Here is a 24,584-nt window from a genome sequence, read left to right on the forward strand (position 1 = left end):
TTCCCGGTCTCCTCGACTACCGGTATCCTTTTGAGGGTCGCCTTTAGCTCAGGGTCCTTGGCGGGTATCACGTTCAGGAGCTTTTCTTCGGGGACGTAATTTTCAGGCTGGATGGTCTTTTTAAGCATGGTAACCCACCTTTTTCCGTCGTCATAATGAAAAGCGCAAGATACGAACACGAAGCGGCGAGAGGGCTTGAAAACGCGCTCAAACAAAAATCAATCTACTATATAAATCCGCAGTCTTCAAGAGGTTTTTGGACGCGATGGGCAAGGGCACACGGTGAGATGGCGGGGCGAAAAGGGCCGACCTTCAGCCCAGACGGAAAGACAAGTTTAAAACCCGGCTATGAGGCCTTTGTCGGAGCGCCTGCATGCAAGAACCTGAGCCTCAGTATCGAGTATATATACTTTCTTCCGCGCACAAAAAATCCGAGAAGGCTCGTGGCCGTCTTCGATTCGCCCTTGAGCCTCGGCACGCAGACGTAAGGCACCTCGACTATGCGGTAGCCCTTCCTGAATGCGCGGTAAAGAAAGTCCAGACAGTACTCTCCGTAGTCGCCCCTGAAGCCCAGCTCCTCGACGAGCTTCTTCCTCGTAGCCACAAAGCCCGTGTTCAGGTCATGGACAGGTATACTCAAGACCGTCCTGGCAAAGAGGCCAAGCATGCGGCTCATAAAGGCGGCGGTCCTTGTGTCGCCCATGTCCTTGCCGCCCAACACGTAGCGCGAGCCGATGGCGATGTCATGGCCTTCAAGGCCGGCAAGCAGTTCGTTTATCTTCTCCGGCGGCATCGAAAGGTCCGCGTCCATCCAGACGACTATATCGTAACGGCTCTCCTTTATGCCGCGGAAGATCGCGGAGGTAAGCCCCTTCTCATTCGTCCTGCGGATGACCCGGACAGAAGGCAAGCCCATCTCCTCTACCGCCTTCCAGGTAAGGTCCGGAGAGTCGTCGTCCACCACCACGACCTCGACGCTCGCCTTCACGGTCTCGAGTATCTTGCGCGAGAGGACACAAATATTCTCTTTTTCGTTGTAGGTCGGGAGTACGACCGTAACTCCATTTTGTACCATTTTTCGGTCCTATGGGCTTGATCCAGGCGTCCGGCCTGCTGGAATTGATGTAATCATAGAACAACCCAACCCGGAAATGCAACAAGGGGCTACGGCATATGCCGTAACCCCTTGATTTGATCTGGTAGCGGGGACAGGATTTGAACCTGCGACCTTCGGGTTATGAGCGCGTTACAATCAAAAATCATAACCGGGCCTTTTACCTGCACTTTATTGAAATATAAGCGTTTTTGGGTCTTCTGTCTTTTATGTATTTCCCGTCGTTTAAGGCCCTTTTGGGAGATTTCGGTTACGATTTGGTTACGCTGAATGCATATTTCACAGCATTATTTTTTAGGCTGAGGTATGCAGCTTCAGATCAATATCGTATTCTGATCTTGCTAAAATTTTCATAACTATGCACTCAAGGGTATTGTTATTAATATCCGAGAAGTTTTTCGGAGAACGATATAAAAGCCTCGTTATGAGATCGCATATAGTAAAGAGCAGAAATATTCGCTATTACGCCAATGCTTTAAGTTCATCAACTTGTCTATTGATTACTAGTTTCTGAGATACTCACCTGTTAAATTGAAATTAGTTTTCAATTGCATTTCAAAAATTAGACTGGTATGGTTTAAGTATTTATTTTGTTTTAACAATCAAAAACAAAATTTCTTATCTACGGTGAACAGTTATAAAAAAAAATTTAAATGAGTTTCCGAATATATTTTGTAAATAAAACTAATATCGGCATTCGAAAAACAATAAGACTAGGTAAATAAATGCGTAAATTTCGGAGTGAGACAGCATCACCATACAACATTCCTAGACCTCCTTTTCGTCGCCTGCGAATTTATTCGATTGACCCAAGCCTTGCCCACAGCCTTGAAACCATCGAAATCCGCGAGGCACGCATTGAACTCCCATGGGAATCAAGCCCGGATGATGAAAAACATGACGGTCCCGCGCCTGGACCGCGAGGTGAGTACCTTGATATAATAGACTATGATCCTTCTACAGATGCCTTTTACAAACCGGTCGACCTGAATGATCCTTATCTCCTAGCGCAGGATGGACTTGCACCCTCCGACGGTAATCCTCAGTTTCACCAGCAGATGGTATATGCGGTAGCTATGAGAACAATTCGAAATTTTGAAGTTGCACTTGGAAGGCGTGCCTTATGGGCCCCCCGCCGATGGGTTGACGAAAGCGGTGCTTATCGTGAAGAGTATGTGTCACAACTTCGCATATACCCTCATGCATTGAGAGAAGCAAATGCCTATTACAGCCCTGAAAAGAAAGCTTTACTTTTTGGATATTTTCAGGCAGCACCGACAGATGTAACGGATCACTTGCCAGGTGGAGTTGTGTTTACTTGTCTTTCACATGATGTCGTTGCACACGAGACAGCGCACGCGCTACTCGATGGTATGCATCGGCGGCTCACCGAACCGAGTAATCCTGACGTACTCGCTTTTCATGAGGCCTTTGCCGATGTTGTCGCTCTCTTTCAACATTTTTCACTTCCGGATGTCGTCCGACACCAGATCAGCAAGACAAGGGGTGACCTGAAAGCAGACAATCTTTTGGCTAAGCTCGCTCGTGAGTTCGGCCGGGCTATTGGGAGAACAGATGCCTTGCGCAGCGCGATCGGCAAGACTCCCGACCCAGCAATGATTGATCGAGTCACTGAGCCACACGAGCGCGGTGCCATCCTCGTCGCAGCTGTTTTTGATGCATTCCTTGCAATCTATAATCGCCGAACTGCTGATCTTTTTCGATTGGCAACCCATGGTTCAGGCATGCTTCCTGAAGGAGCTATTCATCCTGACCTTGTTTCAAGACTCTCCACTGAAGCGGCGAAGGCTGCACAACATGTACTCACTATATGCATTCGAGCGCTTGACTATCTCCCGCCAGTAGATGTCACATTTGGCGACTACCTGCGTGCGTTGATCACAGCTGATTTCGACCTTGTTCCTAATGATAGTCTTGGGTATCGCGTGGCTTTCATGGAGGCATTTAGGCGGCGGGGTATCTATCCAAGAGATGTACGTACTTTGTCAGAAGAAAGCCTGATCTGGGAAGGGTCAAATCTTACATCGAATATAGAAAATCCCCAGATAATTCTTGGCAGTGATGTGAAACTTCAGATGCAAAATTGGAACTTGAGCGGACTTCGGCAAGACATATATCATAAATTGAAAGAAGCTCGTGAGGAAGCTCACACCATAATAGAGCGAACACGCCACTATAAAGAACGACTAATAAAAGGACTGGATTTTGAGCGCAAATTTGAGGTCCATTCCATTCGACCTGTACGCCGATCGGGACCAGATGGTCAACTCCTTTTAGATATGGTAGTTGAAATAACCCAGCGGACACCCGGGTTTCTCGACCTACCTTTAGGCCAATGTCAAAAAGATCTTCAGTCTAATCAGGGACCTGACTTCTGGTTTCGCGGCGGATGTACGCTCATTGTTGATCTGGAAACTGGCAAACTGCGTTATTGCATTTACAAGGATATCAATAGTGAACGACGATATGATCGCCAACGCGCGTTTGTAGATGGGATGAGTGCTGCGCCGTCTCTTAGCGAAACCTACTTTGGGATAACGGGCTATCGTGAGCGAGATGAGGTCTTTGCCTTTGTACATCGTATTCGCGGAGAGGAGAACAAGTGCGACTAAAGGCACCTTCTGATGGTTGCGTGGTCCGTATGTATCGTCACGGCCTCGGAGATTGTTTTCTTCTTGCTTTTGGTACCAAGAATAAAGAACAGAAATACGTATTGATCGATTGTGGGGTATTACTTGGAACCGAGGATGCCACTTCTGTTATGAAGCAGGTTGTAAGCGACATACGTGAAGCAACAGGAGGGCATCTCGATATACTTGTTACTACTCATGAGCATTGGGATCACATTTCTGGCTTCATGCAAGCGCAAGAAGAGTTCAATAAGATAGCAGTAGACCAGGTGTGGTTTTCATGGACTGAAGACCCTAAAAACCCGCTGGCACGGGAGCTACGAAACCGCCGCAAATTAGCACTGGACACCTTAGGGCTGGCGCTCAAACGCCTTCACACTTCGCAGTCGATGTACGCAGCTCGCATTCAAGGTATATGGGAATTTTTTGGAACTGAATTGGGAGCTGCCAGCTTTAGAACTGAGGAGGCGCTTGACTGGATTAAGAAGAAGTGGACCGATCATCGATACTGCAAGCCGGGTGACGAACCATTAACGATTACGGGACTCCCTAATGTTCGTTTCTTTGTGCTTGGCCCGCCCACCGATCGCAAGTATATCCGCAAAAACAGCCCTGTAAAAGGCGAAGTATATTTGGGTGATCGTCCCGGTAGTGAACTGGGATTATATTTAAAAGTGCTCGGCACATTTGAAACACCTGAAAGGCGATTTCCTGATCAACGAGATGAAGGTGCCCCTTTTAACCCTGCTTATGTCTGTAATCCTAATGAGCACACAATTAGCGACCTTTATGAAAGGTACCGCTCTGAAAAATGGCGCACAATCGATACAGACTGGCTCGGAACAGCGGGGGAACTCGCCCTCCAGCTTGATGCTCATACGAACAATACGAGTCTTGTGCTTGCGATTGAACTCTCACCAGGTGGGCATGTACTTTTGTTCCCCGGTGATGCGCAGGTTGGCAATTGGCTTTCGTGGGACGATGTAACATGGTCTGGCAAATACAATCAGGTCACAGCCCAAGATCTTCTTTCCCGGACGGTATTATACAAGGTCGGTCATCACGGCAGCCATAATTCGACTTTGAAAGAGAAGGGACTCGAAAGAATGACAAGCTCAGAACTCGCAGCACTCATCCCTGTTAACCGTAAAATGGCAGTAAAAAAGAAATGGCGCATGCCGTACAAGCCCCTATGGGATCGACTTGCGGAGCTAACTTCAGGGAGAGTAGTTCTTTCCGATCAAGGGCTGCCATCGGCCAATGGGAATGATTCACTGAAGGAATTTCTTCAAGTTTACACAGAAACTGAGCTATTTATAGATATAAAGATAAAGGGTCAGTCCTAAAATTTCATCCCTTCTGATATTCTGAAAAGCAAACGCCTGAGAAACATTCCCACCATTCTATTGCTCGAAAATAAGCAATATTAGTCTTCTTAATCGCTTTCTGCAGCATTGCTCATGTTTAGCGCACATCTGAGCTTTCCCGCTTGTACATATATTGTGGTTGCGAGCTTGACCAGCCACTATATTTTGTGGTATCCTTACGCATGGCTGCACATAACAGCGGAAAGAAAAGAATACTTGATGGTAATCATGAAAGCACCTGATGATTAAGTACCTAATCAGTGCCTCGCTTTGACAGTTGAGCTAAGCTTCACTGAGAGGGCTCAAAAAGACCAAAACAGCAATTCGCACTAAGGAGGGACTGTATTGTGCACCAAATTGTATTTTATCCTGTGGGCAATGGGGACACGAGCCAAATCATTCTAGACAATGGGAAGCGGCTACTTTTCGATTACAGGCACATCAAAAAAACTGAGGATGGTACTGGTCCAGAAATTAACTTAAAGGACAGACTCAAGGATGAGCTGAAGAAGGCAAAAAAGGATGCTTTTGATGTTGTTGCATTTACGCATGGCGACAAGGACCATATCGAAAATAGTACGGAGTTTTTCGAATTACTTCATACCGAGAAATATCAGGGTGAAGGACGCATTAAGATTAACGAGCTCTGGGTACCGGCTGCGATGATATTGGAAACAGCTACTAATGATGAGCAGAGCGACGAGTTTGTCATATGGAGGCAGGAAGCTCGCCATCGGTTTAAGGAAGGAAAAGGGATTAGGGTTTTCTCAAAACCTGAAAAATTAAAAGATTGGCTTGAAGAAAATGGTCTTAGTCTCGATTCTCGCCGTCACCTCATCACCGACGCTGGCCAGATCGTGCCGGACTTCACTATCGACAATGACGGAGTTGAATTTTTCTGTCACTCCCCATTCATCAAACATGTTGATGAGAGTGAGGAACTTCGCAACGAAGCCGCGCTCATATTCAATGTTCGGTTCAAGGCTGGCAATAATACATTTGATTATCTGGCAGTCGGAGACTCACGGTGGGACATCCTGGAAGATATTGTCCAGACGACGAAAGACCATAACCACAAAGATCGCCTGAACTGGGATATTTATAGTATCCCTCACCACTGCAGCTATCTTGCCTTGAGTGACGAAAAAGGTGAAACGGAAACATCTCCAAATCCCCTGGTGGAGGAATTGCTTCAATTCGGCAAAGAAGGAGCCTATATTGTAAGTTCCAGCGGTCCAGTTGAAGACTCCAAAACCGGACGTGAACAAAAACAACCGCCACATATTCAAGCCAAGAAATGTTACGAAAAATACCTTAAGCAGGTTAACGGCGCGAAGCTTCTGATTACCATGGAAGAGCCAAATACTGACAAGCCAAAGCCCATCGTCTTCAAAATTGACAAGGATGGTATAACAAGGGGTGACAAGGCAATCATGTCTGCCGCTGCAATCATTACATCCTCTCCTGCTCCGAGGGCCGGTTAAGTGGCGGTCGAACACATTCTCATCGGAGAAGCATTCTTAGATCTCAACCCTGGCCATCTTACTCTTCCGGTTGCTTTACAGACATTATCTGCTTGCGTAGAACACCATGACTTTGAGGTTGTTGAACTCCGTTCTTTAAAAAGGACTGATGGCAAGGTTTCTGAAATTATTGTTGTAGATTGTATAAATGATCAAGTCCCGTCTCGTAATCCAGTCGGTATAAAAGTAAGAGAGCGCCTTGCTCTTGTTTTTACCCCCTGGCAGGCTCCTGAAGTTAGAGTTCTCCGCAAGGATTTCCCGGAAGAGGTTCCACACCTTAACTATGTTGGTTTAGGGCAGCCCGCATGGCTCTGTATTTATTTCGAACCTTGGAGTACAGTGGAGCGTACCTGGACGCCCCAGAAGTTCTTGCGTCGGATTCTCTGGTGGCTCTCAGAGACGGCAGAAGGAACGCTTCATAGAGAAGACCAGCCTCTGGAAAGAATTTACTACGATAGCCCGTTGGATATTGTTCTTCCACCCGACTTTAAAGACAAAATACAGGATACCCATAGCTCTTTTACCTGTGTCTCCGTTGAGCGCTCAGCAGAAGACATCAAGGTCATACGAGGTATATTTGTCCCAAAGACTGGGAAGCCGGAACATAAAATATTCCGAACTGAAGTGCTCATGCTTGAGCTACTTCCGGTCATACATGGAACCATGGAGGTTTTCCCAAGGACGCTAGGACAGTTTCATGATCAGATTGAGCGTCGAGGTGAGGAATTCATAAGCAAACTCAAAGATCTCGTTAAGGGAAAAATTCCTCCAGCCGGGCTGACTCGTGATCCACAGGCCCGCTGCCTGCTTATATTCTCTATCCCTGTAAAACGGAACGCGGATGCTGATCCTGAATCTCACGAGGTGCGGGCATTCCTTATAGCCCAGGATCTTGCGATACTTGGTGCAACTCTCGGCGTCTTGACTGCTCATAATGGCAAATTCTACTCTATACCAATAATAGGCGCGCCTGATGGAGACAGCTTTACAAAATGGCGCGAGATGGAAGTCATACCGGTACAAGTAAAAAATGAACCGGATAAAACTTTTGCTCGCAAAGCTTCAGGAATTCAAGAGGACACAGCAGACTTTAAAGGCGTCCTTTTAGGTCTCGGCGCGCTTGGTAGCGCATTAGCTGAATTATGGAGCAAGGAATTTTGGGGAGAATGGACTTTCATAGACCCCGAGACTTTTGAACCACATAACATAATTCGCCACGTCGGTAAAAACCAACATATTGGTCGATTCAAAGTAGATGTTGTAAAAGATGTGGTGGAAGCAAATTATCACCTAAATAACTATTATCGAGTTGAGGCCATTGCTGACAGTGCTACAAATAGGGCCAACGGTCGAATAGAAGATGCCATTTCGGGTGCTGACCTGCTTGTCGATGCGACTACCACACTAGATGTTCCCCGGGATTTGTCTCAGCGTGACGGCAAATCTCGCTCCGTATCGGTCTTTCTTACGCCTTCTGGTGAAGGTTCAGTGCTTCTACTTGAACCTGCCGATCTCAGCTTACGACTCGACTCATTAGAGGCCCAGTATTACCGTGCCATCCTCAATTCTGATTGGGGATGGACCCATTTGCAAGGTCATATGGGAATGCTATGGGTTGGCGCTGGGTGTCGTGATATATCAGCTGTAATTTCAAATGAGTCTATTCAACTTCATGCGGCCGTTATCGCAAGGCAGGTTCGCGTACTTCGCGACAAACCCGAACCGCGCATCCGGATTTGGTCGCAAGAATCGGATACCGGAGCCTTGATTTCTCATGACATTCCAGTTCAAAAAAAGATACAGGCTGTCTGTGGAGAATGGAACGTCATATGGGATGCAGCATTCTATCAGAAACTCTGCTCCATGAGACATGCACACCTTCCAAACGAAAGCGGTGGCATTGTGCTGGGATACATTGACCAAAAACTTAAGTCCATTTATATTGTAGATGCTCTGTCGGCTCCACCAGACAGCAGCTCAGACAGGACTGGATTCACCAGGGGCGTTGAAGGCCTTGCTGCTGCTTTAAATGACGTCGCCCGCCGCACTGCTAATATCGTAGGTTACATTGGCGAGTGGCATTCACATCCATCTTTTACCTCAGCTTATCCGAGTGGTTTTGATAGGGCCCTCCTTGAATCACTTGCTAAAACATTAGCTTTAGAAGGGCAGCCTGCCTTAATGATCATTGTGGGCAGCGGGGGCGAAATATCTATTGCCGTGAAGGAAGGATAAGGAGAGAGTCTTTTTTTAACAACCACGGACTGGCTCATCGTGATAGAAACAATCCTTACTAAGAAAATCTGAGAAATAAGTCTTTATTCAAATAAGCCGAATTCCTTTACCGCAATTTCTGACGTCCATAACGCAGTAGAACAGATTTTAAGGACCTACTATTTTTTCCCTTGAGGCCCTTTTCTTTATCTCTGTTTTATTTTTTCTTTCTAACCTTAGCATTTTGAGGATAAGGCTTAATCCGTGTTACTGCAACATCGAAGCCCATCGCACGCATATTTGTGACGCGTTCTATCAAATCTACTTTAGCAAAGGTAGAGAGTGCTCCTTTTAGCACTTCGGATGTTGCCGTGGCTCTGTCCGCAACTAAATGAGATTTCGTATCATCAAAAATCGCAAAGACCACACTCATTTCATGACGTTGATATTGCTTTAGGGAGCGAAGAGTTCTCTTCCCCTTTGCTGCGATAGAACCATTAGCACTAGTCAATTGCCCGTTGTAAATCTTGTCCCGAAATTCGACACTCTCTGAATATAACTTAGCGGATACAAAACCCTGTGCGAAAAGCGCACGCAGAGCTGCGCCTGTAGCATGTTTTACGTGTACCAATAATATACCATTTGTGGATATATTAAGTAGATCACAGAATTCTATACCGCCCCTTTCATTCGCAATTTTGACCAAGTGGCGGTCCATCACAAGCATGTTCTTGTGTGCTGCATTAAAATCCTTCTCTTCGGGAAATTTTAATTTGTCCCACTCTTCAAGCCCAATCTCAATTGGGTTGAGACATTTGATATTGTCCAACTCTTTGGAGATCGTAGTAATGAACTCTTCGCTAGCCCTGTACCACTTTTGATTGTTCAAGAAATAAATGTCATTGTTATGCTCAATATCGCCACACAAAAAGTAAGATAGGGAGCGTACTTCGCACGCCCCATCGTCAAAATCAACTTTCAGATTCATCCGACGAAAGGCCTCGCAACGCTCACGCACCGAGCTCATATTTGAAAGAAGCTCACGAACATGCTCAAATACACCATCAAACGTATTCGCCTCATACTTGCGACGGTTGAAGTGAATTTCATAACTTACAACTCTGTCAGGAAGATATCCAATATCCTCGTTATCAAGAAACAAAGTATGCATTTCATCAGCATTGTATTTGCTCAAAGTATCTATTAGTCTAATCTCTAGCTCTTTAAAAAGCTCACCACCAGCCTTCTTACCAATGTATTCTAATTGTGGAATCGTAATCTTATTAAATCCTAGCGTGACAAGCCTATCTACTTCGACAAGAAATGTTATTATATCCTTAAATCGCTTTCGGCCATTCACAGTCAGAGCGTCACTGGCTTGGATACTATGCCCAATTTTTGCTTGTAGTGGATTTTGTTTTTGCAATGTTCCACGCACGTGGGTCAACACTCTTTTTAAATTGTTTATGTCGCCATGAGGATTATAGATCCCTCGAAACACTCTATCTAGTAAGTTAACAATTCCGCCTGTATCTTTTTGTGACAATCCACGTAACTCCGGCAAAGAAAGAATCCTTTGTGCCAGTTCAATCCCGAATCTATGCTCAATTGACATGTGTTTTCGCAGATGAATATGGCCAATCCCTCCAGTAACACCGTAAAGAGATGTTCCGATTTGAACAATGAGAATAAATCCTGACACTATCGTTTTAGGAATATCTTTCTTTTCAAGCTGAAGATTCAAAGGCAAAAAGACAGGCATCCAACCGGTTTGATGGGGGTCGCTTTTATAAAAAAACAAACGATATTGGTATGCTTGCTCATCCACCAGATAGGTATCGCTGCTGACTAATTTGTATGATGGAATCACAACCGAATCAAGTGTGCTTTCAGTTATTCTATAAACAGTCAATTTCTGAATAGTATTATCTGGCATATTCGTTCACTTTCTAGAATTCTTCAGAGGTTTATTTTTTAATCTATAGTGGTGCATTCTTATTTATCGGGTCACCGAGGCCATAAAGTAACGGTTTTGTATTGCTTCCACGGAACAACGCAACAACAGTTCCGGAACGCAGGTTTTTATCCCTGTGGCCGGTGAACTTCATCCCCTTGCCTTTTTCTTTTCTAATATCCTCCACCGCCATAACAGTGAGTGCATGGGGAAAACCATGCCTTGAATTGTTATCACAAGATGCGATGGTGTATCGAGGAAGAAGCGTCTCAAGCACTTCCAGTGAGATGCCATGCTTACTCATATGGTGCGGCACCTTCAGCACCTGGCATCGAAGCGGTCGATGTTTGATGACATCAGGGTTGATCATCTGTCCCCTATTCTGTGTTCGCTGCAGTTCAGGAAACTCATCTGTGATTCGTGCCCAAGCATCAAACTGTGCATCCCCACCAAGTATGACTGTATTTTGTTTAAGTCGTTCATTTTCGGCGAGGTCCTTTTCCGATGCTTCATCAGTACTTAGGTAGTATGGAGCTATATCTTGAGGGGGGTATTCCATCTTTAATACAATCGAGGCGTTATTAATATTCGTACCGAACGTGTCGTAGCGGTTTTTGAGATGGATGGAAGGGCTGAGGACCAGCACACGCACCTGGTTTATAGTGGTTTCATAGCCACTCGTAGGGTAGACAGTCTTTATTGAATTTTCTCGGAGCATTTTAATGATGTCATAGTGTGTCTTGGAAACATGGCGGAAACCACTGTCCCAAAACTGTTCCGGAACCAAGTTGTTCTTCAAGCACCACGTAAGCAGTTTTGACATACCTCTTGTATGGTCGAAATGTGGATGGGTTGCACAGATGAATGGGATGGTCTCCGGCTCCAGCGCCTCCAGAGCGGCGATCGTCTTTTCGGCATCGTAACAATCCACGACCGCACAGGCTTTCTTTCCATGAATTGGGGGAAACCGTACTATTATGGCATCACCGTCGCCGACATTAAGAACTACGATAGCAAGAGTGCTTTTTGTCATGTTCTTCTTCAGTAGCTTTCCAGCGTCAGCCATGCTTATCTTTCCCCTTTCTTGCTTTGTATCGGGTTCTGATTTTTGAATTTTTCTTCGACCGTCTTTATTATTTCATCCAATTCCTTCTTATCGGCAGTCATTTTGACCGCCGAGAGTTTATAGAATTCCTTTTTAATTTCTGTCCTGGCATTTTCCTTTGATTTGTCTGCTGAGTGAATCAAGTGCATTTTAGAGGCAACTTCTCTTGGAAGTGGCTTTTTATACCTGAAGTCTAGTTTTGTACCATACTTACTGGTAAGCTGGGAGCCATCCGCTATTAAGAAGACATCACCTTCTCTTAGATGCTTCGTCGAAGGAAATCCAACAAACGCTTCGACCTGCCAGGCCTTTATAAAGTATTCCCGTTCGCTATTCCACGCTCCAATGCTCAGGTCCACTGCAGCACTCTTTCGAGTCTTTTTCGCACGGAGAAGTCGTACAGTACCGTCATCGAATATTTCGTCTACAACAACGCGCTCAGACTTTGCGGTTGGTTGAAGGCGTGAGGCATTCTTCTTGGTTATAGTTGCCTTTTGCGTAGGCTTCGTGTTCTTTTTGACAGCCATAGTCTCCCCTCTCAGCAGTTAAATGATTTTCTCTTTAACATTTCCCTTGAGGTCTAACTCGTAGAGCTTTATTGGTTCTCCGGATTCAGGATTATCATTTGTGACAATAAAGGAACCGGCTCTACCTAAACTCTTATCCTCGATGAAACTTCCGTCATTCCACACGTCAATGTCTTTTTGGATCAGACGATTTTCATGTCCTAATGCCTTAGTGCTCTTACGACCTGGCTCGTGAGTATGACCGAATATAAATACATCGGGTCGCTTTTTACGGAAGTAGAGGAGGTACATCTCGATGGCTCTTAACATCTTGGCATTTATAGGTTGGTTTCTGAGTTTGCCGAAGATGTCGATAAGTCCGCTAAGTGCCTTATGGGCTTTGTCTACGAACTCTCTAGTCCCCTTTAGATAAGAGACAGCATTAGCCACTGCCTGATATTGGGCGGTGCCTATGAAGAATTTTCTGACTGCCTTAGCTTCGTTGCCTCCTTCTTTTTGAACAAGTTCATCTAAGCTTTTAAAAAGCGCTTGCTGGTCGTCAAGGTAATGCCCATGCGTGACGAGGACTGAACAGCCAGCCAAGTCAAATTCGTGATCCGGGTATATTACTTCAAATTTGTCCCGCATTCTTTGGGGGGCTATACCACGGATGAAAGGCTGTGAGAAGGTCGCTTCAATAAGCGGTAGGTCTGTTGGTACCTTCCCCTGTGAAATAGGCTGTACGAAGGCTTTATCAGTGGAAAGTATGTTCCATATGATGTAGTCATGGTTCCCAGGAATGTAAACAATTCGCCCGACATCTAATCCACCATCTTCCAGCAGATAAGAAAGCCATGTACGAAACCCGATTTGCTTAGGCCATGATCCAGTTCCTTTCAGCCCTTCAATAGCCTTAGTTAGTGATGAAATATTTGCATCCAATATATCTCCTGCCAGGATGATCTCATCTATTCGCCCTAACCCTTGCAAGAAACTACGTAAGCCTTGCGTTACTAGCTTTCTCCGTAGCGAACATAGTGGATCTCCAAAATGTAGGTCAGAAAAAATTACTCGAATTGACATGGCCCCTTCTCCTTGCAATGCACAGAGAGTGCACAAAATTACTGATGAATTATTCTCTTTTCAGGTTATTCCCCTTTTAGCGATTTTCGAGACAATCGCATTTTTATCTGCAATATGTTTCCCATTCTTTCTCGAACTCACACTGGGTAGAGTCTTTCCTGTCCCAATACCTAATATCTACGCGATTTAAGGAACAACTAAAATCCTCCATGAGCTTAATGCCAGTATCAGGTTTGCACACTACAACGGAGTAAAATTGTCCAATCTGACGCGCTTGTATCCTATAATCCTTCTTAACATTGTCGACCGATAGTTTATCTGGATAAACTTCTTCAAGAATTCTTATAAATTCATTCGCATTAAAATCTTCCGGGATAATTTGATTCTTTTCAGCATAATAAGCTGTAATCTTATACGAAAAATCGGAGAACAATATTTCTGTGCTTGAATAATTAAGCGGTTGTTTTTTACAAAAACTAAAGGAAGTGCAACCGCTGATCGCAACCGAGATCAGCACTAAGAAAGCAATCTTACGCATTCAAAACCCTCCTGCTTACCAAAAATATAGTTTTTCCTCATCCACACCGGTATCGAGGTTCCAGTTCCTTATATACTCGGTACAATTGCTTTGTTGATTTTCCTCTATGTCTTTGAAAAGCTTATCCCAGGTCTTAACGACCTCATTGACTGCCATTTCGAAGGCATCTATAAAATCACCCCGTCTCCCACCAGGGAAGCTCGTATTTGTGAGGTATGTGTTTTTTTCGTAGTCTGTTATCGAGCCTGTCATCTTATAAGCGAGATTTGCCTCTTCACCTATATGCCTGAAAATAGGTATGGGGGTTGAGGCTAATTCTATTTTGGAGAGGAAGCCCTTATGCCAATCGTCTGGATTTATGTACCTGAATTTATCTTTTCCATCAGGATGGCTCATTTCAAGCGTCTTGGTCCAGAATGAATCTAGCGCTGGATTTATATTCCCGGTATCGTCCTCTGAGCACATCTTAATCAAACGAGTATAGTCAGCATAACTTATCTCGACCTTTTTAATCTCCTTGAATATGAAACTATCTTGTATCATTTCGCAGTGCCTGTGCTCAGTTGAGTTAAAAATATACGGACCCACTATGGCATTGACTACTGGATGTATTACCGTATCAGCAATAAGATGAGTTACATAACCGCAAAGCCACGGCAGGCATACCTTGAACTCTTCTTTATCCTTAAGATTCTGAAGGTTTTTAATTCCTTCTATGACGAACCCGCCTGTATTTTCATAATGCATTCTGTCAGCCCAGCTATGGAGTTTTAGAATATTGTTTTTCAGCTCACTCAGATAAGGGTAATCCGGCCCTACAGATCCAAGCATGACAAAATGGTTATTCATCAAGAGGTTCGAAAAATATTTATGCTTAGAGGGGAGCCTGTTGAATTTATCCAGTGCCTTTTCGACAACCATCCAATGCGTAAATGTTCCGGCCATTTTTTGCCCCTTTCATTAATTAATACTTCGCCGGTTCAATAGCGAAGTGCAACACTTGGGAGAGCAGGAAGGAAGATGCTATCCTAAGTGGCTATGCCGAAAAGAGAATATGTTCACCTGTCTTTGTCTGAAAGAGACTTAATAACCACCATGCTTGCCGAGGAGAAGTCCCTCGGGGAAATAGCCAAGGCCCTCGGAAGAAGCAAGAGCACTGTCTCACGGGAACTTCGCCGCAATGCAACGCCTGCGTATCGGCTCTACATGTCCCACAGGGCACACGGCAGAGCCGAAGAGAGAAAGAAACAGGCCAATACGCATCAGAGGCTCAAGAACGAGAGCATCGAGGCCTATGTGCGCTCCATGCTCAAGGATGGCTGGTCGCCGGAGCTAATAGCTGGGAGAATCGAGATCGACCAGCCGGGGCTCTCAATAAGCCACGAGGCCATTTACCAGTACATCTACCATCCTGACACAAAAGACCGTCAGGAGCTTATACGGTGCCTCAGGAGGGCACACCGCAAGCGAAGGAACAAAGGCATCGGCAGAAAAGAGCGTAAGACCAAGATACCCAACCGCGTTCCCATAGACCAGCGGCCTCAAGCCGTTGAAAGTCGCATCCAGTTCGGCCACTGGGAAGGCGACAGCCTGGTCTCCAGAAAGAGCCTTGCAGCCCTCAACTCCTTGGTGGAGCGCAAGAGCAGGTATCTTATGCTTACCAAGCTCGACGCCAAGACAGCGGAGGCCACCTATAATGCCGTTGTGGAGAGACTCGGAGACCTACCGTCAAAGGCCAGACGGACCATGACCTTCGATAACGGCACCGAGAATTCAAGGCATGAGGCCATTACATCGGCAATAGGCATCAAGTGCTACTTCGCGCGCCCCTACGCCTCATGGCAGCGCGGCACAAACGAACATGTAAACGGCCTCATCAGGTGGTACTTGCCCAAGGGCACCGACTTCAGTAAGATAACGGACGACCAGATCGCCAGAATCGAGTTCTTAATCAACAACAGACCCAGAAAATGCCTGGGCTTCAAAAAACCAATCGAAGTAGCTGCTCCCTTCGTTGCACTTCGAGGTTGAATTCGGGTATGCTTGAAAATATGCTCCGCAGTTATTTGATGAACTCGCCTATCAAGATTGGCAAGAGTTTCATTTATAATTCTATCTGCAAAAAAATCGAATCAGAAGAAAAAGTCATTACGACAAAAGATGGTTTTAAACTGCTCTTAAATCCGAATGACCCTTGCCAAAAATACATCTTCTGGTATAGCAGATATAATGAGAATGATGAAGTGCAGCTCGCAAAAAGCCTGCTTAATGAAAACGATTGTTTTATTGACGTAGGTGCGCACATAGGATACTTCAGCCTTACTGCTGCGCACAAGGTTGGATATGGAGGGAAGGTTTTTTCATTTGAACCAAATCCGTACACATACAAACTGCTAGAAAGAAATGTTCAAGTTAATAGTTATAATAATATCGAACTTCACAAAGAGGCTGTCGCTGACTCACAAGGAGCCACATTTTTCTATTTTAAGGAAGCCACAGCTGATTATGGCGCAAGCCTTCACAGAACAGATAAGCATAATTCAGTCCATGAAGTAAAAAAAACGACTCTGGACTCATTTTGCGCTGAACGAAATATATCACCTGCGTTTATAAAGATTGATGCTGAACGTGCTGACAATGAGGTGATTTTAGGTGCAAAAGGACTATTGTCAGCAAAGAGTACCCCCCCCCCGCACTTTTAACTGAGACCTTGGAATCAACTTCAGAAGGTTTCAACCTGCTTACAGCAATTGGCTACGAAAGATTTTGCCTGCTTAAGCACAAATGGAAATACTCCCCTATAGGTTCAACACATACTTCTAACAATACCCTTTGGATAAGGAAAGATTCTCTTGAGTTCTATATAAAGAGAATTAAGCAATTAATACGAGAATGAGCCCAGTGTCGTAGGGTGCGCTCGGCGCACCATGATTTTAGGGTCTGTGCTTTATTCAGCAATATACAAGGGTGGGCACCGGTTGTCGATGCCACAACTCAAGATCATACCCGCCCCACCGCCTCATACCCCTCGACCTCAAACCTTACAGGTGCGCTCTGCGCGACATTTTCCATAAATCCCTCCCCGCCATTTTTCTCTGGTAAATCGCCCTATTCTTTATTAAAATCAAAGGGATTACTCCGTTACAGAAAACTCAGGGCAGAAGACTCAACCATGTCTCGTAAGAAGGCCGTGGTCGCCATGAGCGGGGGGGTCGACTCATCCACAGCCCTTGCTCTCCTTGTGGAGCAGGGCTATGAATGCGTCGGCGTCTCGATGCAGCTCTGGGACTACTCCAAAAAAGAGGACGGTAGCGGCGCGACCCCAGGGAGCTGCTGCACCCTTGACGACATCCACGACGCGAGGCGCGTTGCAGAGAGCCTCGGCGCGCCCTTCTACGTCGTAAACGTCGAAGAGGCCTTCTCAAAAGAGGTCGTCGACTACTTCATCTCATCATATACAAGCGGCTCCACCCCAAACCCCTGCATTAAATGCAACCAGATACTAAAGTTCGAGGTCTTGCTCAATAAGGCCCTCGGCCTTGAGGCAGACTATCTCGCCACAGGCCACTACGCCCGGATAGAGCGGGGCCCCTGGGGCTTCTCCCTTAAAAAGGGGGCTGACCAGGATAAAGACCAGAGCTACTTCCTCTTTACAATGACCCAGCGGCAGCTTGAAAGGGTGCTCTTCCCTGTCGGGTCGCTCACCAAGGCAGAGGTGCGCGAGCGCGCCCGTAAGCTCGGCCTCAAGACCTCCGAGAAGGCCGAAAGCCAGGAGATATGCTTCGTTGAAGAGCCGAGCTACGCCCAGTTCCTATCGGAGCGCGTAGCGAGCGCCCCAGGAGATATCATTGACACGACGGGAAAGGTGTTAGGGGCGCACAAGGGGCTTTTCAATTACACCATCGGACAGAGAAAGGGCCTGAGCCTCTCAGGCGGCCCCTTTTATGTCCTCGATATCGACGTGCCCTCTAACAAGGTCGTTGTCGGCCCCATGGACATGCTCTACTCAAAAGGCCTTGTCGCCAGAGAGGTCAACTGGATAAACCCTGAGTCAAAAGAAAAGGCCGGAAGCGGCCTTACCGGTGTCGAGGCGAAGATACGTTACCGCCATGCCGGGGCAAAATGCGCCGTTACCTCAAGAAATGACGGCTCGATAGAGGTCATCTTCGAAGAGCCTCAGAAGGCTGTAACCCCGGGGCAGGCGGTCGTGATATACAGGGGAGACGAGGTGCTCTGCGGCGGCTGGATAGAGGGGGCGATAAAGTGAGCGGGATGACGGTAGCGATATCGACGCTCGGCTGCAAGTCCAACCAGTACGACTCGTCAGCGCTTGAGGAGGCGTTGAGGCGGGCGTCGTTGCGCGTCGTCCCTTTTCCCGGACCTGCCGACGCCTACATAATAAACACCTGCACTGTCACGGGCAAGACAGACCATGAGTCCCGCCAGACTATAAGGAAGGCGCGGAGATCTAACCCGGACGCTGTCGTCATAGTGACCGGCTGTTACGCGCAGGTTTCCCCGGGCGAGGTCAGCTCCATAGAAGGTGTCGATTACGTCGTCGGGAACCCTGAGAAGGCAAAGATAGTCGAGTACCTCTTGAACGGGCGGCAGTCCTCCACCGTAGAGGAGCTGGGCTCATGGCAGGAGGGCACCCCGTGGACCCTGCGGGCCAGCTCTTCGTCGGGGCGCACCAGGGCAAACCTCAAGATACAGGAGGGCTGCAACAGGGCCTGCTCGTACTGCATAATACCGAGGGCAAGGGGCCTTTCCAAGAGCCTGCCGCTTGAGAAGGTCGAGACCGAGTTCGACACGCTCGTGGAGGCGGGATACAGGGAGATAATATTAACCGGCATACACCTTGGCGCGTGGGGCATGGATCTCGGGGAAGGCATCGACATAACGTCCGTACTCGAGCTGATAGAAAAGAAGGGCTATCCATGCAGGTTCAGGATAAGCTCGCTCGACCCTGACGAGGTCACGGAAAAGCTCATGGATATCCTCAAAAGCTCCAAACATATATGCAACCACCTGCACCTCACCTTGCAAAGCGGTGACGATTCCATAATAAAACGGATGAAGCGGCCATACACCAGGAGGCTCTTCGCCGATAAAGTCATGGACCTCTTTGACGCGGTCGAAGGGATATCCATCGGGGTCGACGTCATCGCCGGTTTTCCGGGAGAAGGGGAGAAAGAATTCGAGAATACCTTCTCGCTCCTGTCAGGGCTACCCGTATCGTACCTCCACATATTCCCGTTTTCAAAGAGGCACGGCACAGCAGCAGCCCAGGACCCGGACCAGGTAGACCAGCGCGCCATAAAGGCACGGTGCGAGAGGCTCCATGAGCTTGACGAAGCCAAAAGAAGCGCCTTCCATTCCCGTTTCATCGGAAGTACGGCGAGCGTGCTCGTCGAAGGCGTCCGCGACAGGTCCGGCCTCCTCAAGGGAAGGGCGCGAAACTACATACAGGTCTTCCTCGAAGGCGCGGACCATCTAAAGTTTCAAATGGTAGACGCAAGCCTTGAATCCCTGACAAAGGGAGGCATGGCAGGCAAGGCAGCACCCTCAAACGACGGAGGTATGGCTTGAAAGACGAATATTCGCTCGACGGTTTTTTAAAGACCCTGCCCTTCAATACGACCGACCAGGCTTTGATGAAAAAGGTCTTTGTCCACAGGTCGTTCCTTAACGAAAAGGAGGGGACCGGGCTTAAGTCAAACGAGCGGCTCGAGTTCCTTGGCGACGCCATCCTCTCGAACATCATAAGCCACATGCTCTTCAGGAAGTTCCCGGATATTCACGAAGGCGAGCTCACCAGGATGAGGGCAAAGCTGGTGAACAGGCTCTCTCTGGCGGGCCTTGCGCGCGAGGTACAGCTCGGTAAATATCTGCTCCTCGGCAAGGGAGAGCGCTTGAGCGGCGGGGTTGAGAACCCGACCCTCCTCGCCGGAGTCTTCGAGGCCTTCATAGCCGCCATATACTTTCAGCAGGGCTTCCATAAGACCTTCGAGTACATCGAGAAGCTCTTCACCCCTCTCATCGAGGACGCCCTCGACGGGCCGGGCCATTTTGATTTCAAGCCCAGGCTCCAGGAGCTTTCGCAAAAGATATTCAAGGAGGCCCCGGTCTATTCCCTCTTGAGCGAAAAAGGGCCGCCACACAGGAAGATATTCGAGGTGGAGGTATCAGTTACCGGGGTAGTCCTCGGCTCAGGGTCGGCCCAGAGAAAGAAGGATGCCGAGCAGGCGGCGGCAGGCGAGGCCTTAAGGAACATGACAGAGCGCTTCGCCGAATTTTTCCCCGGCCACATGCCGGAAAACGGCCTTCATGGCGCATAAGCGTCTCATAATCCCGATCTTCATCCCCTTTGGCGGCTGCCCCCACCAGTGCGTCTTCTGCGACCAGAAAGGGATCTCTGGCGGGAAGAGGCTGCCGGAGCCCCGTGAGGTCGTCGATACGATAGAGCTTTACCTTTCAACCTGGAAGGGGAAAGGGGCGAGGGAGGCCGCATTTTACGGCGGTAGTTTCACGGGCCTGCCCGAATCATCCCAGAGGGAGTACCTCGAAGCCGCCTGCCCGTTCGTAAAAGACGGGCGGCTGGACTCACTCAGGGTCTCGACCAGGCCGGATTATATCGACAGGAATATATCCTCTTTTCTTAAAAGCCACAGTGTAGCGACGGTAGAGCTTGGCGCGCAGTCGATGGACGCTCAGATATTGAGGCTCTCTGGCAGGGGGCACAGCCCTGAGGCCACCGCGTCGGCTGTCGGGACGCTAAGGGATGGGGGGCTCAAGGTCGGCCTCCAGTTCATGCCAGGGCTTCCGGGAGATACGCGCGAGAGCATACTCGATACCACCAGGAAGATAATCGCCCTCTCCCCGGACTTCGTAAGGGTCTACCCTTCGATTATTTTAAAGGATACGGCGATGCACAGGATGTACCTTGGCGGCCAATACATCCCATGGGGGCTGGAAGAGATGGTCGAGGTCTGCGTTGAGGTAAAAAGGCTCCTTGATGAGGCGGGGATACCTGTAATAAGAATGGGGCTTCAGCCCACAAAGGAGCTTGAATCATCGATTATAGCCGGCCCATACCACCCGTCTTTCAGGCAGCTCGTAGAGGCCGCCTCCTGACCGTCCGGCTCGCTTGCCAAAGCTCGAAAGAGAAGCTATCATTATATATGCCTGCCTTTAAAGGCGAGGCGATTTCTTCCTCAGGGAGAAAACCGATGAAAAGGACCGTCTCAGCGCTCATTGCAGCCCTTATGCTATCCATTGCGGTCTTCCCTGCACAGGCGGCCGGTGTCCAGGAGGACGAGCCTACATCATCGGCCATCGTCTTCGATATCCTCCTCGTGAGGCCTCTTGGCATAGTCGCGACGGCCCTTGGAGCCGCGGTCTTCGTGGTAGGCCTCCCCTTCACCATACCGACACGGAGCGTCGGGCTCGCGGCCGACAAGCTCGTTGCCGACCCCGTGAGGTTCACCTTCAAAAGGCCTGTCGGCGACCTGGACGACTTTGGCGACTACAGAAACTGACAAGCCTTCCTCGCCGCCAGGAGCTTAAGCCCCGCCCCCCCTCTTCTCAAACCGGCTTTTTTCTAAGGATATCCTTCAAAAAGGCCCCGGTGTGGGATGCCCTGACCGTTGCCACCTCCTCTGGGGTGCCTTCGGCAACTATGCGCCCGCCGCCGTCGCCGCCTTCCGGGCCAAGGTCTATGATATGGTCGGCCGACTTTATGACGTCGAGGTTATGCTCGATTATCACTATGGTATTGCCAGTCTCGCGAAGGCTTGAGAGCACGTCGAGGAGCTTCTGTATGTCCGCGAAATGGAGGCCTGTGGTGGGCTCGTCGAGTATGTAGACGGTCTTTCCGGTAGCCCTCTTTGAAAGCTCCCTTGAAAGCTTTATCCTTTGGGCCTCGCCGCCCGAAAGGGTCGTGGAGGGCTGCCCGAGCTTGACGTAGCCGAGGCCGACGTCGTGAAGGGTCTGGAGCTTCTCCTTCACGGCCGGTATGTGCTCGAAAAAGGCGAGCGCCTCGGCAACAGAGAGGTCAAGACATTCGGATATGTTCTTGCCCTTGTACCTAACCTCGAGCGTGTCGCGGTTGTACCTGTGGCCGCCGCAAACGTCGCAGGTGACGTAGACGTCAGGCAGGAAGTGCATCTCTACCTTTATGAGGCCGTCCCCCTTGCATGCCTCGCACCTGCCGCCCTTCACGTTGAAGCTGAACCTGCCGGGGCTGTAGCCCCTCGCCTTTGATTCGGGGAGCTGGCTGAAGAGGTCCCTTATGGGAGTAAAGAGGCCCGTATATGTGGCCGGGTTTGACCTGGGCGTCCTGCCTATGGGCGACTGGTCTATGTCTATTACCTTGTCTATGTAATCAAGTCCCGCTATAGACGAGACCTCGCCTGCCCTCGCCTTTGAATCATAGAGCCTTCTGGCGAGGCTCCTGTAAAGGGTATCGACCACAAGGGTGCTCTTGCCGGAGCCTGAAACACCCGTAACGCAGGTCATGAGGCCGAGCGGGAACCTGGCGGTCACATCTTTCAGGTTATTGGCGCGGGCCCCCTTTATGACCAGCGCCCTGCCATCCGGCTTCTTTCTTTCCTTCGGCACCGGTATTTCGAATTCGCCTGAGAGGTACTTGCCTGTAAGCGACTTATCGCTCCTGCATATCTCGTCATAGCTGCCCTCGGCCACTACAGTCCCGCCCCAAAGTCCGGCGCCGGGGCCCATGTCTATTATATGGTCGGCCTCCTGCATAGTCTCCTCATCGTGCTCTACCACTATTACGGAGTTGCCCATGTCGCGGAGCCTTCTGAGGGCCGCCAGGAGCCGCCTGTTGTCCCTCTGGTGGAGGCCTATCGACGGCTCATCGAGTATGTAAAGGACGCCCACAAGGGAGCTTCCTATCTGGGTGGCGAGCCTGATCCTTTGCCCCTCGCCTCCGGAAAGGGTCGCTGCCGGCCTGTCGAGCGAGATGTAGTCAAGGCCCACGTTCGAGAGGAAGCCGAGCCTTTCGCCGACCTCCTTGAGTATCCTCCTCGCTATCTCCTGCTCCACCGCCGAGAGCTTGAGCGACCTGAAGAACTTAAGCGATTCCTTTATCGACATCCTCGTGAGGTCCCAGATAGACCTGTTGTCGAGCTTTATGAAGAGGGCCTCTTTCTTGAGCCTCGCCCCCTCGCAGACCGGGCATGGCTGCGAGTTCATGAACCTCTCAAGGTCTTCGCGCACGTCCTCGGAGCCGGTCTCGCGGTAGCGCCGATCGAGATTTCCGAGCACGCCCTCAAAAGGAGCGGTGTAGGTGTACTTGCTGCGCTCGCCCTCGTGCCTGAACTCTAATTCTTCCTCGCCAGAGCCGTTGAGCACGATATCTTTTATCCTGGACGGGAGCTTTTTATAAGGGGTATCGAGGCTGAATTTATAATGCCTCGACAGCGACGCGAGCATATTAAGATACCAGCCAGCGGCCTTCTTTCCACCGGACCTGCTCCAGGCCGCCACAGCCCCTTCCCTTAAGGAGAGGCCATTGTCAGGGATGATAAGCTCCGGGTCGAAATAGAACTTCTCACCGAGGCCCTTGCACTCCGGGCAGGCGCCGTATGGGCTATTGAATGAAAAAGTGGTCGGGTTTATCTCCGGGTAGCTTATGCCGCACTCGGCGCAGGAGAGTTTTTCGTTGAATAGAAGCTCCCTGCCGCCCAGGCTGTCGACCTTGACGAGCCCTCCAGCGAGGCGGGCGGCCACTTCAAGGGAGTCGGTAAGCCTCCGGAGTATCCCCTCTTTTATGACGAGCCTGTCTATGATGACGTCGATGTAATGCTTTCTCCTCTTGTCGAGGGCGTGGACGTCCTCCAGGTCCTTTGTCTCGCCGTCTATCCTGGCCTTTGTGTAGCCGTCCTTCCGGAGAGACTCCAGCTCTTTTTTGTACTCGCCCTTCCTTCCCCGGACAATAGGCGACAGCAGGACTATCTTCGAGCCCTGCGGAAGCTCCATCACCCTGTCGGCCATCTGCTGGATGGTCTGGGATGATATAAGACGGCCGCAGCTGTAGCAGTGGGGCTTGCCGACCCTGGCGAAAAGGAGCCTCAGGTAGTCGTAGACCTCGGTTACGGTGCCGACTGTCGAACGGGGGTTTTTGGAGGTGGTCTTCTGCTCTATGGAGATGGCCGGGGAGAGGCCTTCGATCGACTCGACATCGGGTTTATCCATCTGCTCGAGGAACTGTCTCGCGTAGACAGAGAGGCTTTCGACGTACCTCCTCTGCCCCTCGGCGTAGATGGTGTCAAAGGCCAGCGAGGATTTGCCGGAGCCGGAGACACCCGTTATGACAACGAGCTTGTCCCTGGGGATCTCTATGTCGATGGACTTGAGGTTATGTACCCTCGCGCCCTTTATTACTATCCTGTCCATTAGCTATTGTGATTGCTTTTCATTTTACGGTTGCGTGTGCGAAAGACCTTCTGCGGCCTGCCGGGCTTTTTTTGGGCATAAGGCTCGGCTCGCTCGTCCAGCCCCCACCC

The 24,584-nt window shown here is 48.9% G+C and carries 19 protein-coding genes; 11 read left to right on the forward strand and 8 right to left on the reverse strand.

Annotation, left to right across the window (positions count from 1 at the left end; genetic code table 11):
* Positions 1–346: 346 nt before the first annotated feature.
* Positions 347–1,075, reverse strand: a complete 729-nt coding sequence (locus A2V21_304855; protein ID OIJ73651.1) for a hypothetical protein — start codon at positions 1,073–1,075, stop codon at positions 347–349.
* Between the two features lie 764 nt (positions 1,076–1,839).
* On the opposite strand from A2V21_304855, the gene A2V21_304860 reads away from it, so the two are divergent.
* From A2V21_304860 to A2V21_304875, 4 genes are all read left to right on the forward strand, one after another.
* Entirely contained in the window at positions 1,840–3,747 is a 1,908-nt protein-coding gene (locus tag A2V21_304860) for a hypothetical protein (GenBank protein OIJ73652.1), read from the forward strand.
* A 29-nt stretch (positions 3,748–3,776) separates the two neighbouring features.
* Positions 3,777–5,111 (forward strand): hypothetical protein, encoded by a 1,335-nt coding sequence (locus A2V21_304865; GenBank protein OIJ73653.1) that lies wholly within the window; start codon positions 3,777–3,779, stop codon positions 5,109–5,111.
* Between the two features lie 365 nt (positions 5,112–5,476).
* On the forward strand, positions 5,477–6,616 hold the full coding sequence (locus A2V21_304870; GenBank protein OIJ73654.1) for a hypothetical protein: 1,140 nt from the start codon (positions 5,477–5,479) through the stop codon (positions 6,614–6,616).
* On the forward strand, positions 6,617–8,890 hold the full coding sequence (locus tag A2V21_304875) for a hypothetical protein (protein OIJ73655.1): 2,274 nt from the start codon (positions 6,617–6,619) through the stop codon (positions 8,888–8,890).
* 196 nt (positions 8,891–9,086) lie between these two features.
* Here the strand turns inward: A2V21_304875 and A2V21_304880 are convergent, their stop codons facing one another.
* From A2V21_304880 to A2V21_304905, 6 genes are all read right to left on the reverse strand, one after another.
* Positions 9,087–10,805 (reverse strand): hypothetical protein, encoded by a 1,719-nt coding sequence (locus A2V21_304880; GenBank protein OIJ73656.1) that lies wholly within the window; start codon positions 10,803–10,805, stop codon positions 9,087–9,089.
* Positions 10,806–10,848: 43 nt separating this feature from the next.
* A complete protein-coding gene (locus A2V21_304885; protein OIJ73657.1) occupies positions 10,849–11,889 on the reverse strand; it encodes a hypothetical protein in 1,041 nt (346 codons plus the stop codon).
* Positions 11,890–11,891: 2 nt separating this feature from the next.
* On the reverse strand, positions 11,892–12,455 hold the full coding sequence (locus A2V21_304890; protein ID OIJ73658.1) for a hypothetical protein: 564 nt from the start codon (positions 12,453–12,455) through the stop codon (positions 11,892–11,894).
* An 18-nt stretch (positions 12,456–12,473) separates the two neighbouring features.
* Positions 12,474–13,517 carry a hypothetical protein gene (locus A2V21_304895; GenBank protein OIJ73659.1) on the reverse strand — a complete coding sequence of 348 codons (1,044 nt, stop codon included), beginning with the start codon at positions 13,515–13,517 and terminating at the stop codon, positions 12,474–12,476.
* A 103-nt stretch (positions 13,518–13,620) separates the two neighbouring features.
* Positions 13,621–14,055, reverse strand: a complete 435-nt coding sequence (locus A2V21_304900; GenBank protein ID OIJ73660.1) for a hypothetical protein — start codon at positions 14,053–14,055, stop codon at positions 13,621–13,623.
* 15 nt (positions 14,056–14,070) lie between these two features.
* A complete protein-coding gene (locus A2V21_304905; GenBank protein ID OIJ73661.1) occupies positions 14,071–15,000 on the reverse strand; it encodes a hypothetical protein in 930 nt (309 codons plus the stop codon).
* Positions 15,001–15,093: 93 nt separating this feature from the next.
* On the opposite strand from A2V21_304905, the gene A2V21_304910 reads away from it, so the two are divergent.
* From A2V21_304910 to A2V21_304940, 7 genes are all read left to right on the forward strand, one after another.
* The gene (locus A2V21_304910; GenBank protein OIJ73662.1) at positions 15,094–16,086 is read left to right on the forward strand and encodes a hypothetical protein; all 993 of its coding nucleotides are present in this window, start codon (positions 15,094–15,096) and stop codon (positions 16,084–16,086) included.
* A gap of 8 nt (positions 16,087–16,094) precedes the next feature.
* Entirely contained in the window at positions 16,095–16,757 is a 663-nt protein-coding gene (locus A2V21_304915) for a hypothetical protein (protein ID OIJ73663.1), read from the forward strand.
* A 470-nt stretch (positions 16,758–17,227) separates the two neighbouring features.
* Positions 17,228–18,322, forward strand: a complete 1,095-nt coding sequence (locus A2V21_304920; protein OIJ73664.1) for a tRNA 2-thiouridine(34) synthase MnmA — start codon at positions 17,228–17,230, stop codon at positions 18,320–18,322.
* 5 nt (positions 18,323–18,327) lie between these two features.
* Positions 18,328–19,644 (forward strand): tRNA (N(6)-L-threonylcarbamoyladenosine(37)-C(2))-methylthiotransferase MtaB, encoded by a 1,317-nt coding sequence (locus A2V21_304925; protein OIJ75056.1) that lies wholly within the window; start codon positions 18,328–18,330, stop codon positions 19,642–19,644.
* A gap of 65 nt (positions 19,645–19,709) precedes the next feature.
* Positions 19,710–20,393 (forward strand): ribonuclease III, encoded by a 684-nt coding sequence (locus A2V21_304930; protein ID OIJ75057.1) that lies wholly within the window; start codon positions 19,710–19,712, stop codon positions 20,391–20,393.
* Complete coding sequence (locus tag A2V21_304935; protein ID OIJ73665.1) at positions 20,383–21,189, forward strand: hypothetical protein; 807 nt, start codon at positions 20,383–20,385, stop codon at positions 21,187–21,189. The genes A2V21_304930 and A2V21_304935 overlap by 11 nt, the downstream gene beginning before the upstream one ends.
* Positions 21,190–21,284: 95 nt before the next feature.
* Positions 21,285–21,593 (forward strand): hypothetical protein, encoded by a 309-nt coding sequence (locus tag A2V21_304940; protein ID OIJ75058.1) that lies wholly within the window; start codon positions 21,285–21,287, stop codon positions 21,591–21,593.
* Positions 21,594–21,639: 46 nt separating this feature from the next.
* Here A2V21_304940 and A2V21_304945 read toward each other — a convergent pair whose 3' ends face one another.
* Positions 21,640–24,474, reverse strand: a complete 2,835-nt coding sequence (locus A2V21_304945) for an excinuclease ABC subunit A (GenBank protein ID OIJ73666.1) — start codon at positions 24,472–24,474, stop codon at positions 21,640–21,642.
* Positions 24,475–24,584: the final 110 nt, after the last annotated feature.

The organism is Deltaproteobacteria bacterium GWC2_55_46 (assembly GCA_001595385.3).
Classification (GTDB): domain Bacteria; phylum Desulfobacterota; class GWC2-55-46; order GWC2-55-46; family GWC2-55-46; genus UBA5799.

What these genes read in the sequence shown, in the direction of transcription:
- A2V21_304855 (OIJ73651.1), bottom strand. Translation starts at nt 1,075, where the DNA reads ATGGTACAAAATGGAGTTACGGTCGTACTCCCGACCTACAACGAAAAA.
- A2V21_304860 (OIJ73652.1), top strand. Translation starts at nt 1,840, where the DNA reads ATGCGTAAATTTCGGAGTGAGACAGCATCACCATACAACATTCCTAGA.
- A2V21_304865 (OIJ73653.1), top strand. Translation starts at nt 3,777, where the DNA reads ATGTATCGTCACGGCCTCGGAGATTGTTTTCTTCTTGCTTTTGGTACC.
- A2V21_304880 (OIJ73656.1), bottom strand. Translation starts at nt 10,805, where the DNA reads ATGCCAGATAATACTATTCAGAAATTGACTGTTTATAGAATAACTGAA.
- A2V21_304885 (OIJ73657.1), bottom strand. Translation starts at nt 11,889, where the DNA reads ATGGCTGACGCTGGAAAGCTACTGAAGAAGAACATGACAAAAAGCACT.
- A2V21_304890 (OIJ73658.1), bottom strand. Translation starts at nt 12,455, where the DNA reads ATGGCTGTCAAAAAGAACACGAAGCCTACGCAAAAGGCAACTATAACC.
- A2V21_304895 (OIJ73659.1), bottom strand. Translation starts at nt 13,517, where the DNA reads ATGTCAATTCGAGTAATTTTTTCTGACCTACATTTTGGAGATCCACTA.
- A2V21_304900 (OIJ73660.1), bottom strand. Translation starts at nt 14,055, where the DNA reads ATGCGTAAGATTGCTTTCTTAGTGCTGATCTCGGTTGCGATCAGCGGT.
- A2V21_304905 (OIJ73661.1), bottom strand. Translation starts at nt 15,000, where the DNA reads ATGGCCGGAACATTTACGCATTGGATGGTTGTCGAAAAGGCACTGGAT.
- A2V21_304910 (OIJ73662.1), top strand. Translation starts at nt 15,094, where the DNA reads ATGCCGAAAAGAGAATATGTTCACCTGTCTTTGTCTGAAAGAGACTTA.
- A2V21_304915 (OIJ73663.1), top strand. Translation starts at nt 16,095, where the DNA reads ATGCTTGAAAATATGCTCCGCAGTTATTTGATGAACTCGCCTATCAAG.
- A2V21_304920 (OIJ73664.1), top strand. Translation starts at nt 17,228, where the DNA reads ATGTCTCGTAAGAAGGCCGTGGTCGCCATGAGCGGGGGGGTCGACTCA.
- A2V21_304925 (OIJ75056.1), top strand. Translation starts at nt 18,328, where the DNA reads ATGACGGTAGCGATATCGACGCTCGGCTGCAAGTCCAACCAGTACGAC.
- A2V21_304930 (OIJ75057.1), top strand. Translation starts at nt 19,710, where the DNA reads ATGAAAAAGGTCTTTGTCCACAGGTCGTTCCTTAACGAAAAGGAGGGG.
- A2V21_304935 (OIJ73665.1), top strand. Translation starts at nt 20,383, where the DNA reads ATGGCGCATAAGCGTCTCATAATCCCGATCTTCATCCCCTTTGGCGGC.
- A2V21_304940 (OIJ75058.1), top strand. Translation starts at nt 21,285, where the DNA reads ATGAAAAGGACCGTCTCAGCGCTCATTGCAGCCCTTATGCTATCCATT.
- A2V21_304945 (OIJ73666.1), bottom strand. Translation starts at nt 24,474, where the DNA reads ATGGACAGGATAGTAATAAAGGGCGCGAGGGTACATAACCTCAAGTCC.